Origin of the sequence: Treponema brennaborense DSM 12168 (genome assembly GCF_000212415.1) — a bacterium.
Classification (GTDB): domain Bacteria; phylum Spirochaetota; class Spirochaetia; order Treponematales; family Treponemataceae; genus Treponema_F; species Treponema_F brennaborense.
The window spans coordinates 2,043,243-2,061,639 of sequence record NC_015500.1 but is presented as its reverse complement, the minus strand read 5'-3'; the positions used below and the strand labels follow the sequence as shown (position 1 = coordinate 2,061,639).

The following is an 18,397-nucleotide window of genomic DNA, read 5'->3' as shown; positions in this document are numbered from 1 at the left end:
CCGCTTTGCGTTTTACCGAAGTACCGCCCGCCGTGCATTTTGAGACGCTCGGCTGTAAACTGAATCAGATAGAATCGGAATCCGCCGCACGGTATTTTTCCGACGCGGGTTTTACCGTGGATATGGAACCGGCGACCGCCGCCGACGCGCCGGGGGCCGCCGTACTGTGCGTGGTGAACACCTGCACCGTGACGGGCAAGGCTGAACAGAAAGCGCGGCGCGTCATCAGATTGTTGCTCAGGAAATACGAAAACGCCGCGGTGCTCGTTACCGGCTGCTACGCGGAACTCGACGCGCCGCAGCTTGCCGCGATCGACGGGCGCGTGTGCGTGCTGCCGGGATCGCTGAAAGACACGCTTGCGGATATTCCCGCCCGATTCCGTTCTTTTATAGCTGCCGACGTAACGGCTTCTGAATGCGCTGCATTTCTGCGGCGGGCGGTGGCTGCGGAAAAATCGGCCGGCGGCGCGGTGTATACGCCGACGTTCAGGCTCGCTACCGACACTTTTTTTACGCACTCGCGCGCGTCTATAAAAATTCAGGACGGCTGCAACAACGCCTGTACGTATTGCCGTATCCATCTTGCGCGCGGAAAAGCGGTTTCACTTGACGCCGCGTCGGTTTTGGAACGGGTTCGTTCGATAGAAGCGCGGAATCAGCACGAAGTGGTGCTCACCGGCGTCAACTTGTCGCAGTACCGCGGTTCGTTCGGCTCGTTTTTTTTGGATATAGCCGGACTGCTGCGCTTTTTGCTCGACAACACGGAACGTATCCGCTTCCGGCTTTCCAGTTTGTATCCCGAACGGGTCGACGACGCGCTGTGCGAAGTGATTGCACACGAACGGATTATGCCGCATTTCCATTTGTCCGTGCAGTCCGGCAGCGACCGTATTCTGACTTTGATGCGCCGTCCGTATACGTCGGCTGACGTTGCCGCCGCAGTCGAGCGGCTTCGCGCCGTAAAGCGGAATCCGTTTATAGCCTGCGATATCATCGCGGGATTTCCGGGAGAAAGCGACGACGATTTCGGGCAGACGATGGAATTGTGCCGTTCGTGCCGGTTTGCGTGGATTCACGCGTTTCCGTTTTCTCCGCGGCCGGGAACTCCGGCGTACGCGATGAAACCCGTCGTACCTCAATCGACTGCCGCGCACCGCGTGCGGCGACTGACCGAATTTGCAATCGCTTCAAAATGTGCGTATATTTCATCTTATAAAGGGACGGTCGTTTCCGCAATAACGGAGCAGAACCGCAAGGATCGGAAAGCCGCTTTTGAAACGACTGCGGCCGATGATGCGGGGGGTGCCCGTACCGTTCGGTCTCCCGTTACTCACGCGGTTACTTCCAATTTTATTCACGTGGAACTTCCCGGCAGTTTTGCGCCCGGTTCGCGTATCGCCGTGCGGATTACGGACGCGCTGCCGGAGCATATACGGAACGGAGACGAATGTGAAGCGTCGGCGGAGCCTGTGTATGACGAAAAAAGCGTTACCGATTTATAGCTGCATTTTCACCTATTGTCTTCTCGTTTCCGCGTGTGCAAATTACAGCGTGTTCACCGGTTGGGATACGCCCGATACGGAACGGATCGCCGGGTATACCGGAGAAAAACTGCTGCGCGCGCTTGAAAAAAACAGCGGATCGACGGTGTTTTATGAAACCTTGTCTGACGCTCAGACGGGCCGGATCCGGCGATCGCTTGACGATCTGATTCGATCGCCGTCCGAATCGGTTTCGGTAAAATTACGCGCCGCGGCCGCCGCGGTTGACTTGCTCATTTATACCGACCGGCTGGTGTATACGGTCGTCTATAATCTGGCGGATCCGTTTTTGGAATCGATCAGCGGCGGTTCCGCGACGGTAACGTCCGTCTTTTCATTTTTCATGAAACCGCTGCAGGCCGAATTTGCGAGCGGCCGCCCGATGGGGGACTCTTTGTCCCGTTTTTTTCTTCGGCTGTATCAGATCACCGTGTATTACGATCCGGTTCTGGTATCCGCCGCCCGGGCGGGCAGCTACGGCGGCAGTGATCTGCAAAAATATCTGGTGGCCTCCGTCGTCGGCGGTATCGTCGCGAGTACGTGGAAATTGCTTGACGGAGTGCGGGACGACGTCGAAGCAGTCGTTCCCGCCGCCATCGAATATATCTGTGAAAACGTGACCGATCTGCAGTCGCTTGAAACCGTGCTGACGCAGCTTGAAAACTGGATCAAAACGCAGGAAGCTGCCGGAGGCAATCCGTCCGCCCGTGCCGCTGCCGGCAGCAGCGCGAACGATATTTTCAAAACGTACGGCGAACAATTGAAACTGAAAGCGAAAGTGCTGGGCGATATCGCGGAAAACGCGGGATACGAAACGATCGGCAAGTCGATTGCCGCCGTGCTGAAATCCTTTAAAACGGAATAGACCGATGAAAACGACTGCCGCGGTATCGATTCTTTTTTTATGCAGTGCGCTTGCTGTCGCCCAGCAGCTGTCCGTAAGCAGAAGCAGCGCCGTTCACACGATCAGGGCTGCGGGTATGGCCGGCGCCGTAACGTCGGTTCCGCACGGTTTGGAATCACTGCTGTATAACCCCGCCGGTTTGGCGGCCGGTTCCGCCGCGAAGCCGATGTGGGAAATCCGCGTCTCAGGCGATACGTATTTCCGTCCGGAGTACCTGTTTCCGATTTTAAATGATATTGCGGACTCCGCAAATAAAACGGGCACGATCCTTTTGAACGCGAAGGATTTGATTTCATCCTCCGGTGCGGGGCTGAGCGCCGTTTTTGCCGCCGCGCGTACCGGCGCAAATTGGGGTGCGGGATTGGTTTCGTCGTTTTCCGCTTTTTTTGCCGGAAGTCCGTTTCCGCTCGGAACGGAAGGATATTTTCAACTGTATGCCGGTGTTCCTGCCGGATACGCCCGTACGCTGTACGACGCCCATTCGATTAAAATCGACGCGGGACTTGCCGTCCAGCCCGGCGTCGTTTTTTACCGCGCGCTGAACGGAAGCGACGTGGACGCGATGATTGCCGGAACCGTTTCGTTTCGGGATCTGCTGAACCGGTCGTTCGCGTATCCGTATATCGGTATGCCGGTGGATGCGGGGCTGATCGCGACGGTGTTCGACGTTCCGTACCGGCAGGCCGAACTGCGTTTTTCCGCCGCGTTCAAAAATATATGCGGTGACTTTTTCATTCCGAATAACGATATCGCTCCGCTTCGGAACGCGCTTTCGGTGCAGACCGGCGCGGCGTTCGTTTTTCCGTTCACACTTTTGTGGCGGTGGACGGCGACGGTGAGCGCGGAATTGAACGGTTTTAACGACGTCGCCGCGGGAAACGCTTCTATCTGGAAAAGCGTACGGCTCGGAGCGGAAATCGACGTAAACGGAACGGTTTTTCTGCGCGGCGGACTTACCGGCGGCTATCCGTGCTGGAGCGCGGAAGTCCGCGCGTTCGGCTGTTCGCTGGGCTGCTCCTGGCAGACGTTCGAGGCGGGGCGGTATATCGGCGACAATCCGCTGTCCGTATTCCGTATTACCGCGGCGTTCGTTTTCTAGTCGAGCGTCTGAATTTCCCTGATTCGCAAAATGAGCCGCAGCGACTCCTGTGCGGCGGAAATCGCGTTTTTTGCCGGATCGAAGCGCGGGTCGAGCGCGAGACATTCCCGCCACGCCGCGATTGCTTCTTCAAGTTCGCCCTGCGCGTAAGAACGCAGCCCTTCGTTGTAAAATTCGTCTATGCGCGCCTGTTTTTCGGCTCTCCCGCCGTCTCCCAATTTCATTTTTGCCGAAAGACTGATCCTGTTCAGCGGATTCAGCGAAGAAGTCAGGTCGAGCGTGTAATTTACATTGAGAATGCAGGAGCTTACGGCGAATTCGCTTCCGATACTGAACCGGGGATTTCCGCCTTGCAGCAGAAAACCCGCCTGGAACGCAAAGAAATCCGTTATCCGTATTTCGGTTCCGGCGGCGGCCGACCAACTGCCCGATTCGGAAACGTTTTGGAGATTGACCGGCTGCCTGAATTCGAGCGAAACGAGCACCGGCCGTATTATCCGATAGGAAACGCCGAGCGCGATCCGCGTCGGAAGCGGGTCGTCGAGCGTTACGCCGCCGTCAGACCCGAAGCCGGTGAACGCCGCTCCGAGGTTCGAGACCGTCAGGCCGATTTTAAGGTTCGGTTCCCGCGACGCGTACCGTTTGGCGGCGTTGAATCTGAGCAGCAATCCCGCGTCCGCCATAACCGCAACCGCCGATTGGGCAAGCCCCGATCCGGCGATGATTTCGTTCGTGTCGTTATCGGCGTAATCGGGCATACTCCTGAAAGCGGTTTTCAGATTATATCCCAGAGAAAGCCCTTTGAAATAGTAACCGGCGAGAAAATTATACGACATGTTCAGCGTGAGCGCCGTCTCGCTGTAATAGCCGCCTGCCACGCGTTCGCCGAAGATATTGTATTCGGTGAACGGCAGATAAAAGCAGCGCAGCGACGCGCCGCCGCCGAAATTGTTTTTCCGCGTCGTCCAGGAAATCGTTTCGAGCGCCGAATCGGCGATCCAAGCGTTGTGAAAAACGGCGACTTCGGTGTTTTCCAGTACGGAGCTGGCGGCGGGATTGTATTCAAAAAAGCCGATATCGTCGGCTATGCCGGTGAACGCCGTTCCCAGCGATTCTGCGCGGCCGCCGGAAGGAACGTTCAGCGACCGGAAGCCGGTAAGACCTTCGTTCGGATCGACGAGCGACCCGAACGCGTCTGCCAGCGCCGCCTGAATATTGGTGTACTCGAGCGCGGGAAGCACGGAACCGCATACGTGCAGCAGTACGAAGAGGAACATATGATGTAACGGACGTAATCGTTTTTTCATTTTCCGTATATACCCTTTATAGTATATCGTATTTTTAATATATTTTCTCTATATTTATGCGCAGAAACTCCGAAAATATGAGAGAAAAGAGATTTCAATATAGGATATTTGTGTTATATTGAAAGAACTTTTCGGGTGGTTTACCATAAAAAAAACGTTGATCCTTTTATTCAGTTGTATTGTTTCTCTTTTGCCGTTGGCCGCCGCCGGAAAACAAGACGCCGATTTCCGGCAGATCGATACGCTTATCGAGCAGCGCAATTATAACGAAGCGCTTATCCGGCTCAACGAATATATCCGGCAGCATCCCGAAAATTTCGACGGTGCTCAGAAACGGATCAGCCGGATCATGGACGCGCGTTCTCTGTATTCCGAATTGGCCGACCGGCTGATAGACGTTCTCCTCGACGAACCGGCGAACGATGAAAAAAAACTGCAAATGATTGCGGAACTCGAATCGATGGAAAAAAATCCTACGACGGCGAATACGAACTTCATAAAAGAGACGAAAGTTGCCGCCCAATTTACGTTTTTCCGTGCAAAATATGCCGAACGCATGGAAAACGGCGCCCGCTTCGTCGATGAAAACCGATTCGTTCCGGCGGTAAACGAGTTTTACGCGGGACTCGAACTGTACCGGGAAGATTTTTTCGAGCAGGATTATCCCGATTCGATCACGCAGCCCATCGTACAGGCGCTCGCGGATATCGACGGCGCGGTTCTTGAGTATGAAAATATGCAGACGCGGCTGAACGAAGCGTATCAGGCGTTTGCGGACGCACTTTCGGCGGGCAATCTTGCGTACGCACGGGAACGTTTTGCGCTTTTCAGTTCCGTGATGGCCGAATTCGCTTCCGTCCGGAACGTGCTTTTTCAGTCGGGCCAGCTGTTTAAAAATACGTTCGCCCGCATGAGTTCCGAATATCCCGATTTGACCGAAGCGTCGTTTCCGGCGTTCGCGTACCGTTTTACGCTCGGGCGAAGCGGCGATACCCGTTCCGGGCTCGTGGGCGTGCTCGATACGCACTGTTCCCGGCTCATGGCCGAGCTGGAAAATGCGGCTGCAGCGCAGGTGCGGTCTTTTTCCGTTTCCGCGGATACGCAGCTTGCGTCGGATTCGCTGTTTGCGTATCCGGCACAGCACGGCGACGCACGCAGTTCGTTCGATTCGGCGTCCGGTTTTGCGGAGTTGGGAGTCGCGCTGCACGGTTTATACGGACTTTTTGAGACGGCAGACGGATTGTCTTCTCCGGCTATGGACGCGGTTTTTCCCGATCGGATGCGGCGTACGGCGGAAGTTGCGTCGGACGGAACCGAGTGCCTCGATACGGTGCGGCAGCTCGTTCAGACGGCGCGTTCGGTCGATGAAACGGCCGAAACGATCGATCCGGCTGCCGCGCTCCGTTCCGATTCCCGCTTGTTTCAGAATGCGCTGCTCGCTTTTATCGATGCGGCCGGAACCGCCGGGGAACGGGTTGCCGAAATCGCCCGGCGCGCCGCGCAGTACGCCGAAGCGGAAGAAACGACCGTCGCGCTTTTGCAGCGGCTGGTGAGCGAATCCGCTTTGTACGCCGATTCGCTGAAATCGTCCATGTGGCTGAAGCTCGCCCGTTTTTATGCGGCCGGCGCGGACGGAATCGCCGCCGACTATGAATCGCAGTACGCCGGTGCGGAAGCACTGCTGCAGGGAACGTCGGATGCAAACGGATACGTGTACCCGGCGGAATCCGCTGAGGCGGGCCGGCAGCTGCTGGCGCAGCTTCCGCAGGACCGCGCGCGCGTCGCGGCAGTGGCGCCGGAACTGGTGGCGGCGCCGGCGGCGGCTGCGGAAGAAAGTCTTTCCCGTATCGATTCGTCTCTTGCCGCGCTCGACCGTATCGCGGCAGACACGGCGGCGCTGATTACTGCGGCACAGGAGCGCGCCGTGCTCGCCGCCCGAGCGCAGAACGAAGCCGATCTGCGTTATAATCAGGCCGTACAGGCGATGAACGCGGCGAATTTCGACACCGCCCGTACGAACCTGCAGCGTGCGCGCGCGAAATACAGCGAATCGCTTTCCTATCAGGAATCGAGTTTCCTGCGCGAACGCAGCGACCGGATCCTTTCGGAACTCGACGCTTCCATCAACCGGGCTGAAAACGAAGTCGTCGTTCGTGAAGTCCGTTCCCTCAAGACACAGGCTAAAACGGCGTATTATAACGGTAATTTTGAAACGGCGGAGTCGCTGCTCATACGGGCCCGGACGCGCTGGAGTACGACGAATGTCGAAGAAGACCTTGAAATTACCAATCTGCTGTCGCTCGTCGGAACCGCTTTATCCATGAAAACCGGACGCGTCATTCCGCCGACGGCTCCGTTGTATCCGGAAATGAGCCAAATTCTCAATATTGCGAACCAATATTATGTACAGGGAAAACAATTGATTGCAGACGGAAAACGTTCGGATGCGGAACTGATTCTCAATCAGGCTAAAACGAAACTGCGGGAATTGCAGTTGGTTTACCCGCTGAATCAGGAAGCGAGCCTCTTGACGCTGCGTATCGATCAGCTTGTAAATCCGTCCGATTTTGCTTCATTATTCGAGAATAAAATTGCCGCTGCCAAAAACGATTATAAAGATCCGGATAAGCGGCAGAGCGCGTATACCGATCTGGTCGACTTGTATGAAATCAATCCGTCGTATCCGGGATTAAAGCAATTGCTGTACGATGTCGAAATTGAAATCGGTATCAGGCGCAAGCCGGTCGACACGACGGCGCTCAGCCGTTCCGCGTCGCTGACGAAAGAAGTCTCCGCGCTCGTTGACGCTGCCGGACGGGATGAACTGAAGCTCCGGCAGGCGCTGGTCAAAATTGACGAAGCGATCGGCCTCAATCCCGAAAATACGGACGCGATGCTTTTGAAAGACCGTATTCAGACGACTATCGGAGGTCAGAGCGTGTACGTTTTGTCCGCGGCCGACGAGGCGTTGTATCAGCAGTCTGTACAAGAACTGCAAAAAGGTAATACTATAGAAGCTATGGCTTTGATCGAACAATTGTTGAAAAATCCCGTAAACAAGCGTTCTTTTAAAATTCTTGAGCTGCAAAAAAGGATAGAATCGCTGCTGTGATGAATGCCCGAACCGGACGCCCGTACATTTTCCGTTTTCTCTGCGTGCTGCAGCTCTGTCTGTCGGCGGCGTCTTTTGCCGCTGCGACTGATTTTTATTGGGAAAATCCGCTTCCGATAACGGAATCCGATACCCGTTTTCCGCAGACCGTTTCGTCGCCTGCAATCTGCGCCGTGTTCTATCAGGAAATCGTTGCCGAAGATTCGCAGCGGGGGAGTATATATCTTTCCGCACAGACGACGCGGGACGGCAGTTCCTGGAATACGGTGTCCCGATTTGCAGGTCCATTCGCGTACGCGGGGGAAATACCGGATATATATTCCGCGGCGGTCAGCCGGACGGGAACGATCGCGGTTGCAGCGTCCGCCGATTCGGACGCGATACGGGTATATCTTTCGCGCGATTACGGGGCCACGTTCGTTCAGACGGCCGTTCCGCGCTATCCGTATCCGCTCGTGGCTCCCCGGCTGTACGCGCTTTCGGACGGCGGATTCATATTATTCGCGTCGCTGGGTGAAAACGAGTCGTTTTCACTGTTGTACGCGTATTCCGCCGACGGTGAGAATTGGAGCGAATTTTCCCGTTTCCCGCCGGCTGCGGAGCTTACGAATGCGTTCGTGCCGATGATCGCCTCCGTGCCTGCCGGAGATATCGCCGTTTTTCAGGTTTCATACAACAGCGGAAGCCGCCTTTCGTATCAGCTGTATTCGGCGCTTTCCGCCGACGGCGGGCGTACTTGGGGAGCGCCGGTTCTGATTACCGGCGATGCGTCGATACCGGCTGCGGCGCGGAGTTCGGCGTTCACTTCGTATCACAATCAGCGGCCCTACGTGTTCGCATATGAAGGCGACGTGTATCTTGCCTGGGAACGGACGTATTACGCTTCCGAAGAATCGCATATATTCGTGTGCCGTCTCGATTCCGCCGGTACCTGCGTCGCCGGATCGGCGGAGGAACTGACGACGGGCGGGACTGCGAACCGTCCGATCCTGTTCGATTACGGCGGAGCGCTTTCGCTTTTATGGTTCGATTCCCGCCGCGGTACGGAAACGGTGTATCTTGCCCAAAAAAACGGGTTTTTGTGGGAAGAAAGCGCGCTGTCTCCGTCCGGCACCGCCGCTTCGTTCGCCAATTTCGTTATTCCGGCAGACGGTCAAAGCATTCACGTATTCTGGCAGCAATCCGGCGGAAAGAGCGAACGGCCGGTAATAGTGCGTCTTTCGCCCGACAGAACAGTCGCTCCGGCCAAATTCATCGCGCGCTCTTTTTCCGAAGGGCAGCGGTCCGCTTCCGAAAAAGTTTCCGCCCGGGTCGTGCTGCCCGCCGATTCGTCCGGGATCGCCGGTTATTCCTGGATATGGACGCAGAGTCCGTACGAGCAGCCGCCCCGGCAATTTATGCGGCTGTCCGATCAGCTTGAACTTGCCGCTACCGCGGACGTTGACGGCGACTGGTTTTTCAAAGCGCGCGTGCTCGATTACGCCGGCAACTGGTCCGAACCGTCAAGCCTCCGGTACGTCCGGGATACGACTCCGCCCGAGCCGCCGGTCGTTACGCCGCTTGCCGCCGACGAAAACGGCTTCGCGCTGTCCAACACGTTTACGATGAACTGGCAGCCGGCCGCGGAAGATTATATTGCCGGATACGCCTGGTCGCTCGAATATCTTGCTCCGCTGTCGGCCTCGGCAGAGACCCTGCCGGCTCCGTCGAAACCGCCGCTGCAGCTGATGGGCAAAGACCCGCGGACTTCGTATTCCAACCGTTCAAACGGATGGTACGCGTTTTCCGTCGCGGCGATCGATACGGCCGGCAACGTCGGCCTTCCTTCATCGACCGTATTCGCGCTCAACAAATATATTCCGTATACGACGATTACCGCGGCTAACAGCAAAACCGACGAATTCGGTACGATAACTCTTACGATACTCGGCCGCGGCTATACGTACGACGGAACCGTTTCGGATATATATATTGACCGCGACGGTTCTGCTCCGTACGACGCCGTCCTTTCCGCGGCGGCCGGAGATTTTACGGTCTATTCGGACAGCCGCATCGGCGGTATCACGCTTCCGGATCTTGACGCCGGAACCTACCGGATCGGACTGATGCATACGGACCGCGGTTTGTATTTTTCGGCACCGCTGGTTACCGTTACGCAGACCGGAACCGTTAAGTTCGGAAACTATACGTATGATTTCATTCCGCCGTGGCAGCCGGCCGGTCCTGCTGCCCGATATTCCGTCCAAATCGGCTCGATTCTGATTTGGGCCGTATTCGCGCTCGCCCTGATCGGCTTTTTTGCCGCCGTCCGCGGTATCGTTCGATCAGCACAGGATGCGTTCGTCATCCGCCGCGAAATTCAGGCGCTTTTAACAGGAGATAGTATGCCGCTGGAGAAAAAACACGCCGCCGCGCGTCTTAAACAGAAAGGGATCAGTCTTAAAGTAAAACTGGTATTTTTCACCATATTTCTCGTACTGATGATCATCCTGCTCATATCCGTTCCGCTGGGAGTGATGATGATCCGGAATCAGGAGCAGACGCTCGCTGCCGGACTTGAGGAGCGGGCCTCCGTGCTGCTTGAAAGTCTTTCTTCCGGAGTCCGGGCGTATCTGCCTCAGTCGAATATTTTGGAATTGAGTTTCCTGCCGAGTCAGTCTCAGGCGATGGCTGAAGCACGGTACGCGACCATTACCGGTTTTCCGGCGAACGCCGCTAACACGAATCTCGATTACGTGTGGGCGACCAACGATCCGGAGATTCTTTCAAAACTGGATACGCAGTCGCTTTCGTTCGGCTCGTCCCGGCTGACGGGCGACGTCATAACGGAAATCTCGCTCTTGTGCAGCCGGCTCAACGAGCAGGCACAGCGCGAGGTGGGTGAAATGGCAGCCGGAATTGCGGAATTGAACGCGGAAGGTATCTCGCTCGCGGCAAAAACCGACCGGACGTCGGTCGAGCGCCGGCAGGAAATCAGTACCATAACGACGCAGCTGGGTGAACGGCTCACGCAGACGCTGAACGATTTTTCCAAGAAAGGCAGCGGATCGTGGCCGCAGTACGACAGTGCGCGGATCGATCGAGCGAACACCGAATATGTGTTTTATAAACCGGTATTGTACCGGCAGGGAACCGATCAAAACTATGTGCGCGGTATTGTCCTGCTTTCGATTTCAACCGAATCGCTCGTCGAGTCCGTCCGAAACGCTCAAAATTCAATCATGTACACCGTAATCCTGATTTCTCTGATTGCGATTGCGATCGGTGCGGTCGGTTCGCTTATTTTGGCCTCCGTCATCATCAGACCGATCCGGCGGCTGGTTGCCCACGTTTCGATGATCCGCGATACGGACGATAAGGAATCGCTTAACGGCAAAGATATCGTTATCAAATCCAAAGACGAAATCGGTTTGCTCGGAGAAACGGTTAACGATATGACGCACGGATTGGTCAAAGCCGCCGCTGCGGCAAAAGATTTGACGGTCGGAAAAGAAGTGCAAAAGATGTTCATTCCGCTTGAAACGGATTCCGCCGGAAAAAAATTGACTACCGGAGCAATGGAAGACGCCGGTGCGCAGTTTTTCGGTTATTACGAAGGTGCGAAAGGCGTTTCCGGCGATTATTTCGATTATAAAAAATTGGACGACCGCCGTTATGCGATCATCAAGTGCGACGTGTCCGGGAAAGGCGTTCCCGCCGCGCTTATCATGGTTGAAGTGGCGACGCTGTTTCTCAACTATTTTGAAGACTGGACGTTTAAAACGCACGGAACCAATTTGACGCCGATCGTATCCCAGATAAACGATCTCATCGAATCGCGCGGATTTAAAGGGCGTTTCGCGGCGTTTACGCTGTGTCTGTTCGATTCCGTTTCCGGCGACGTGCATTTCTGCAACGCCGGCGACAATCTGATTCATATTTACGACGGCACTGAACGCCTAAAGAAAACCGTCACGCTGCCGGAATCCGCCGCTGCGGGGGTGTTCCCGACTTTTATGGTTGATATGAAAGGCGGTTTCCGCGTGTCGAGCATGAAACTGAAAAGCGGCGACGTGCTCTTTCTCTACACCGACGGTATAGAGGAGGCCAAGCGGCTGTTCCGTACGCCCGATTTCAAACCGTGTGTGTGTGCCGAAGCCGGGCTGGAACCGAACGAGCCGCATGAAAATCACCTCGTGGGGCAGGACGGCGAAGAACTGTCGCCGGAGCGGGTAAACGCGATAATAGAGGCGGTGTTTTCCCGTTCGACTTTCAATCTGGTAAAATATCACAATCCCGTGCCCGGTGAAATCCTGCAATTCGATTTTACTACCTGTGAGGGAACGGCCGAGGATGCGATCATGGCGCTCGTATCGATTGAAAAAGTTTTCCGCATGTATAAGACGCCGAACGTTACGGAATTCGATCGAGTGCCGGTTGATCGCAAAATCGACGCGTTCCTTAACGAACATTTTGTACAATACGGACAGTATTGTCTTAATAAAGCCGATTTTCCCGGTGCTCCCGAGTATTTGTATTACACATACATGAAAGAAGACGAGCAATACGACGATTTGACGCTCGTTGCGGTGAAAAAGAAATAAAAAACTGACGTCCGGCGCAGTTTGTATTATATTGAAAGCAGACAGTTTTCCAATTTTCTGAACGGGAGGTGACAGCATGGCGTTTCTTAATAAAATGAAAGATTATTTGGATAAGGGCGTTGAAGTTTCAAAGGACGCGTTTTCAAAAGCAGGCGAGGCGGTGCAGGATTTCGGAGATAAAAGCGTACTCCGTATCGAAATCAAGCAGCTCGAAGGTAAATTGAACCGCGAATATGAATCACTCGGCGAGCACGTGTACGGATTTTTCGAGACGAACGCCGCTGAATCGCTTTCGGCTGATGATTCGGAAATTTCAGGTATTCTTGCCGAAATAAAACGACTCCGTGCAGAGATGGAAAAAAGGGAAGATTCTTTAGCCGGAACCCGGTCCGATTCCGATTCCGAAGCTTTTTCGGAAAGCAGTACGGCGACCACCGCAATGCAAAAAGGAAAAAAATAAAAAAAAACTTTAAAAACAATTGACAAGCAATCGTAGATTGTGATAAACTCAATGCACTTGCGAAAGCAGGAATAAAGCTGAAAGCCTGAAAAAAAAGGGGAGTAAGCGGTGATATTTGACAGTAAAGGGAAGGGAAAGAAAGACAAAGGTTTAATGCAAAAGCAGAAAACCGGTAAGGTCAGTACGTTCGGTACGGGAAACCGTATTGAAAGAGAAAGAACGGAAGACAGAGTAACATCTGTAAACCCGCCGAGTATGAAAATATTCGGCAGATTCCTTGAAAATAAGAAGGAATCGAACTGAAATGAAATCATCGGCTCTTCGGAGCTAATGAATAAATCATGGAGAGTTTGATCCTGGCTCAGAACGAACGCTGGCGGCGCGTCTTAAGCATGCAAGTCGAACGGCAAGAGATAGCAATATCTCCTAGAGTGGCGGACTGGTGAGTAACACGTGGGTGACATACCCTTCAGATGGGGATAGCTATTAGAAATAGTAGATAATACCGAATACGAGCACAGAGGTTAGAGAGCTGTGAGGAAAGGAGCTAAGGCTCCGCTGAAGGAATGGCCTGCGGCCCATTAGCTAGTTGGTGAGGTAAAAGCCCACCAAGGCGATGATGGGTATCCGGCCTTAGAGGGTGAACGGACACATTGGGACTGAGATACGGCCCAGACTCCTACGGGAGGCAGCAGCTAAGAATATTCCGCAATGGACGAAAGTCTGACGGAGCGACGCCGCGTGGATGAAGAAGGCCGGAAGGTTGTAAAATCCTTTTGAAACTGAAGAATAAGCGTTGTAGGGAATGACAGCGTGGTGACAGTAGGTTTTGAATAAGCAACGGCTAATTACGTGCCAGCAGCCGCGGTAACACGTAAGTTGCGAGCGTTGTTCGGAATTATTGGGCGTAAAGGGCATGTAGGCAGTTTTGCAAGCTTGGTGTGAAATCCCGGGGCTCAACCCCGGAACCGCATTGAGAACTATAAGACTAGAGTTACTGAAGTGAAACTGGAATTCCAGGTGTAGGGGTGAAATCTGTAGATATCTGGAAGAACACCAATGGCGAAGGCAAGTTTCAGGCAGATAACTGACGCTGAGGTGCGAAGGTGCGGGGAGCGAACAGGATTAGATACCCTGGTAGTCCGCACAGTAAACGATGTACACTAGGTGTCTGGTCAAGAGACTGGGTGCCAAAGCAAACGTGATAAGTGTACCGCCTGGGAAGTATGCCCGCAAGGGTGAAACTCAAAGGAATTGACGGGGGCCCGCACAAGCGGTGGAGCATGTGGTTTAATTCGATGGTACGCGAGGAACCTTACCTGGGTTTGACATATACTGGAATGTGTTGGAGACAACAGAGCGTAGCAATACGCCGGTATACAGGTGCTGCATGGCTGTCGTCAGCTCGTGCCGTGAGGTGTTGGGTTAAGTCCCGCAACGAGCGCAACCCCTACTGCCAGTTACCAGCAAGTAATGTTGGGGACTCTGGCGGAACTGCCGGTGACAAACCGGAGGAAGGTGGGGATGACGTCAAGTCATCATGGCCCTTATGTCCAGGGCTACACACGTGCTACAATGGTTGAAACAGAGCGAAGCGAATCCGCAAGGTAGAGCAAAACGCAAAAAAGCAATCGTAGTTCGGATTGGAGTCTGAAACTCGACTCCATGAAGTTGGAATCGCTAGTAATCGCGCATCAGCACGGCGCGGTGAATACGTTCCCGGGCCTTGTACACACCGCCCGTCACACCATCCGAGTAGAGGGTACCCGAAGCCGGTAGTCTAACCCGAAAGGGAGGACGCTGTCGAAGGTACGTTTTGTAAGGAGGGTGAAGTCGTAACAAGGTAGCCGTACCGGAAGGTGCGGCTGGATCACCTCCTTTCTAAGAGAAAGGTAACAGCAGTATAAAAGCTGCAAAAGGTATTGTGTATATACCGCCCGTTCACTGATTCTTATCACTCTTTCTTTCCTTTTCCCTTTTTGTTATATAATGCGAAAGTTTCAGAAATGAAACTGGAGATGAAAGGATGATCTGGGGATATAGCTCAGCTGGCTAGAGCATCGGCTTTGCAAGCCGAGGGTCAGGGGTTCGAATCCCCTTATCTCCAATAAAACTGATTTGCGGTTTTATATCGAAGAAATTGCTATGTAATTTTTGCGGTACAAGAAGAAGCGCAGGAAGTTTTTCAGTGAAATCTGGTGTCGAAGCTAGAGAATAATGAAGAGATCTTTGAAAAGAACAGGGAAGGGAAACGAAGAAGGAATTGAATGAAAGTTCAATTTCGGAATGAAGGTAAAAGAAGATACCTTTGATATGCGAGGATGCGGAAGCGAAGCTTGACGAGAAAAGAGCGGAAGTATCCGAGAGAGTGTATTGAAGGGAAGAAAAGATAATATGGTCAAGCGAAAATAGGTTTATGGTGGATGCCTAGGAGCTGAGAGGCGAAGAAGGCCGTGATAAGCTGCGAAAAGCCGCGGGTAGGAGCAAATATCTGTTAAACCGCGGATAGCCGAATGGGGTAACCCACAGGGAGCGATTCCTGTACTACAGTGACTGAATAAAATAGGTCAGTAGAGCCAGACTGTGTGAAGTGAACCATCTAAGTAACACGGGAAAAGAAATCAAGAAGAGGAGCGATCCTCCGGAGATTCCGAAAGTAGCGGCGAGCGAAATCGGAAGAGCCCAAACGTAAGTACCGCAAGGTACAACGGGTTGTAGGGCCGCATGGGGATGACCCGAAGAGTTGAGATAAAACTTATTTATAGCAGAAAGGTATGGGAATGCCTGCCGAAGAGGGTGAAAGCCCCGTAAGCGAAATGAATAGGACTCTTTGATGCGGTACCTGAGTACGGCGGGGCACGAGAAACCCTGTTGGAATCTGGGTCGACCACGATCCAAGGCTAAATACTCCTCAGCTACCGATAGTGAACCAGTACCGAGAGGGAAAGGCGAAAAGAACCCCAGTAAGGGGAGTGAAAAAGAACCTGAAACCATAAACTGACAAGATGTCACGGCACGAAAGTGTTGTGGCGTGCCTTTTGTAGAATGAACCTGCGAGTTACGTTATGCAGCGAGGTTAAGGCATAGTAGTGCTGGAGCCGGAGGGAAACCGAGTCTGAAAAGGGCGAACAGTTGCATGGCGTAGACCCGAAGCCAAGGTGATCTAGTCATGAGCAGGTTGAAGCAAGGGTAAAACCTTGTGGAGGACCGAACTATAATCTGTTAAAAAAGGTATGGATGACTTGTGACTCGGAGTGAAAGGCTAAACAAACCTGGAAATAGCTGGCTCTCCCCGAAATGCCTTTAGGGACAGCCTCATACAAAATTGCAGGAGGTAAAGCACTGGATGGGCTAGGGGGCGTCACTGCCTACCAACCCCAATCAAACTCTGAATGCCTGTAATCAACGTATGGGAGTGAGACTGCGTGCGACAAGGTTCGTAGTCAAGAGGGAAACAGCCCAGACCAACAACTAAGGTCCCGAAATACCGCTAAGTGTAAAATGAAGTGCAAATGCAAAGACAGCCAGGAGGTTGGCTTAGAAGCAGCCATTCCTTAAAAGAGTGCGTAATAGCTCACTGGTCGAGCATGTGTGCGCAGATAATGTAACGGGGCTAAGCGGTATACCGAAGTTTTGGATCAGTATCATAAGATACTGGTGGTAGGGGAGCATTCCATTAACTGAAGAAGGAAGACCTGTGAGGGGTTCTGGAGGAAATGGAAGAGAGAATGCAGGTATAAGTAACGCAAAGACGGGTGAGATCCCCGTCCGCCGAAAACCTAAGGATTCCTGGGTAAAGGCAATCTGCCCAGGGTAAGTCGGCCCCTAAGGCGAGGACGAAAGTCGTAGTCGATGGGAATCTGGTTCAAAATCCAGAACCTTCAATAGTTTCGAGGGCAGGACGCATGAGGTGAAACCCGGCCGGAGAATGGTAGTTCCGGTCGAAGCGACGAGCTGAAGAGAGATACAGGTAAATCCGTATTTTGAGGTGAGTTGTGACAGCGAGCGGAGAGAAAGTCGAAGTGAAGCGGGTGTAATCAAGGTGCCGAGAAATACTGTCTAAGGCTAGGCTATTGAAGACCGTACCGGAAACCGACACAGGTAGGAAGGATGAGAAATCTAAGGCGCACGAGCGACCTCGCGTTAAGGAACTCGGCAAAATGCACACGTAACTTCGGAAGAAGTGTGGCCCCTGATTGGTAAAAGAATGGGGGTGGCACAGAGCAGGCCCAGGCGACTGTTTATCAAAAACACAGCCATCTGCGAATCAGTAATGAGACGTATAGGTGGTGACACCTGCCCGGTGCTGGAAGGTTAAGAGGAGCGGTAATACGAGAGTAGAAGCTGTGAATCGAAGCCCCAGTAAACGGCGGCCGTAACTATAACGGTCCTAAGGTAGCGAAATTCCTTGTCGGGTAAGTTCCGACCCGCACGAATGGTGTAACGATTCTGGGCACTGTCTCAACGCGAGACTCGGTGAAATTTATATACCGGTAAAGAAGCCGGTTACCCACAGTTAGACGGAAAGACCCCGTGAACCTTCACCGTAACTTACTATTGGGATTCTATTTATGATGTGTAGAATAGGCGGGAGACAGAGAAGCATGGGCGTCAGCTTGTGCAGAGTCGAAAAGTGAAATACCGCCCTTTATGAATGGAATTTCTAACCGGAGCCATGAAGCTGGTGCCGGGACAATGGTAGGCAGGCGGTTTGACTGGGGCGGTCGCCTCCAAAAGAGTAACGGAGGTGCGCGAAGGTCTCCTCACGCTGGTTGGAAATCAGCGCACGAGTGTAAAGGCACAAGGAGGCTTGACTGCGAGACAGACATGTCGAGCAGGTACGAAAGTAGGTCTTAGTGATCTGGCGGTAGCGAGTGGAAGCGCCGTCACTTAACGGACAAAAGGTACTCCGGGGATAACAGGCTGATCTTCCCCAAGAGTTCACATCGACGGGAAGGTTTGGCACCTCGATGTCGGCTCATCGCATCCTGGGGCTGGAGCAGGTCCCAAGGGTTTGGCTGTTCGCCAATTAAAGCGGTACGTGAGCTGGGTTCAGAACGTCGCGAGACAGTTCGGTCCCTATCTGCTGTGGGCGTTGGATGGTTGAGAGGAGCTGCTTTTAGTACGAGAGGACCGAAGTGGACGAACCTCTGGTTTACCAGTTATCCTGCCAAGGGTAAGTGCTGGGTATCTAAGTTCGGAAGGGATAACCGCTGAAAGCATCTAAGTGGGAAGCCCACCTCAAGATAAACCATCCCTGAGGGTTTAACCCTCCTGAAGACTCCAGACAGACTATCTGGTTGATAGGCTGCAGGTATAAGTATAGTAATGTATTCAGCCGAGCAGTACTAATAAGTCGTGAGGCTTGACCATATTATCGTTTCTTGATAA

General features: G+C 53.4%; 7 protein-coding genes, 1 tRNA gene and 2 rRNA genes. 9 read left to right on the top strand and 1 reads right to left on the bottom strand.

The annotated features are described in order from the left end of the window. Positions 1 to 5: 5 nt before the first annotated feature. Genes mtaB through TREBR_RS08980 form a run of 3 tightly spaced genes read left to right on the top strand, consistent with a single transcriptional unit; the run spans position 6 to position 3,544 of the window. A complete protein-coding gene (mtaB, locus tag TREBR_RS08990; RefSeq protein WP_041610397.1) occupies positions 6 to 1,502 on the top strand; it encodes a tRNA (N(6)-L-threonylcarbamoyladenosine(37)-C(2))-methylthiotransferase MtaB in 1,497 nt (498 codons plus the stop codon). Then, complete coding sequence (locus TREBR_RS08985) at positions 1,474 to 2,406, top strand: hypothetical protein (RefSeq protein WP_013758869.1); 933 nt, start codon at positions 1,474 to 1,476, stop codon at positions 2,404 to 2,406. Before mtaB ends, TREBR_RS08985 begins: the two co-directional genes overlap by 29 nt. Before the next feature lie 4 nt (positions 2,407 to 2,410). After that, a complete protein-coding gene (locus TREBR_RS08980) occupies positions 2,411 to 3,544 on the top strand; it encodes a hypothetical protein (RefSeq protein WP_013758868.1) in 1,134 nt (377 codons plus the stop codon). On the opposite strand, the gene TREBR_RS08975 is transcribed toward TREBR_RS08980, so the two are convergent. After that, the gene (locus TREBR_RS08975) at positions 3,541 to 4,851 is read right to left on the bottom strand and encodes a UPF0164 family protein (RefSeq protein ID WP_041610396.1); all 1,311 of its coding nucleotides are present in this window, start codon (positions 4,849 to 4,851) and stop codon (positions 3,541 to 3,543) included. The two genes, TREBR_RS08980 and TREBR_RS08975, sit on opposite strands and share 4 nt — an antisense overlap. 190 nt (positions 4,852 to 5,041) lie before the next feature. Between TREBR_RS08975 and TREBR_RS13745 the strand changes: the two genes are divergently transcribed. The 6 genes from TREBR_RS13745 to TREBR_RS08940 all read left to right on the top strand — a co-directional run bounded on the left by TREBR_RS13745 (position 5,042) and on the right by TREBR_RS08940 (position 18,379). Then, positions 5,042 to 7,963: a hypothetical protein gene (locus TREBR_RS13745; protein ID WP_156786646.1), complete on the top strand. Its 2,922-nt coding sequence runs from the start codon at positions 5,042 to 5,044 to the stop codon at positions 7,961 to 7,963. Further along, positions 7,963 to 12,546, top strand: a complete 4,584-nt coding sequence (locus TREBR_RS08965; protein ID WP_013758865.1) for a SpoIIE family protein phosphatase — start codon at positions 7,963 to 7,965, stop codon at positions 12,544 to 12,546. The genes TREBR_RS13745 and TREBR_RS08965 overlap by 1 nt, the downstream gene beginning before the upstream one ends. Before the next feature lie 76 nt (positions 12,547 to 12,622). Then, a complete protein-coding gene (locus tag TREBR_RS08960) occupies positions 12,623 to 13,006 on the top strand; it encodes a hypothetical protein (RefSeq protein ID WP_013758864.1) in 384 nt (127 codons plus the stop codon). A gap of 338 nt (positions 13,007 to 13,344) precedes the next feature. Further along, positions 13,345 to 14,887, top strand: a 16S ribosomal RNA gene (locus TREBR_RS08950). Between the two features lie 152 nt (positions 14,888 to 15,039). After that, positions 15,040 to 15,113 (top strand) — tRNA-Ala (locus TREBR_RS08945). Positions 15,114 to 15,402: 289 nt separating this feature from the next. Beyond that, positions 15,403 to 18,379 (top strand): 23S ribosomal RNA (locus TREBR_RS08940). Together the 16S and 23S rRNA genes with 1 tRNA gene alongside form the textbook arrangement of a ribosomal RNA operon. The last annotated feature ends 18 nt before the right edge of the window (positions 18,380 to 18,397 follow it).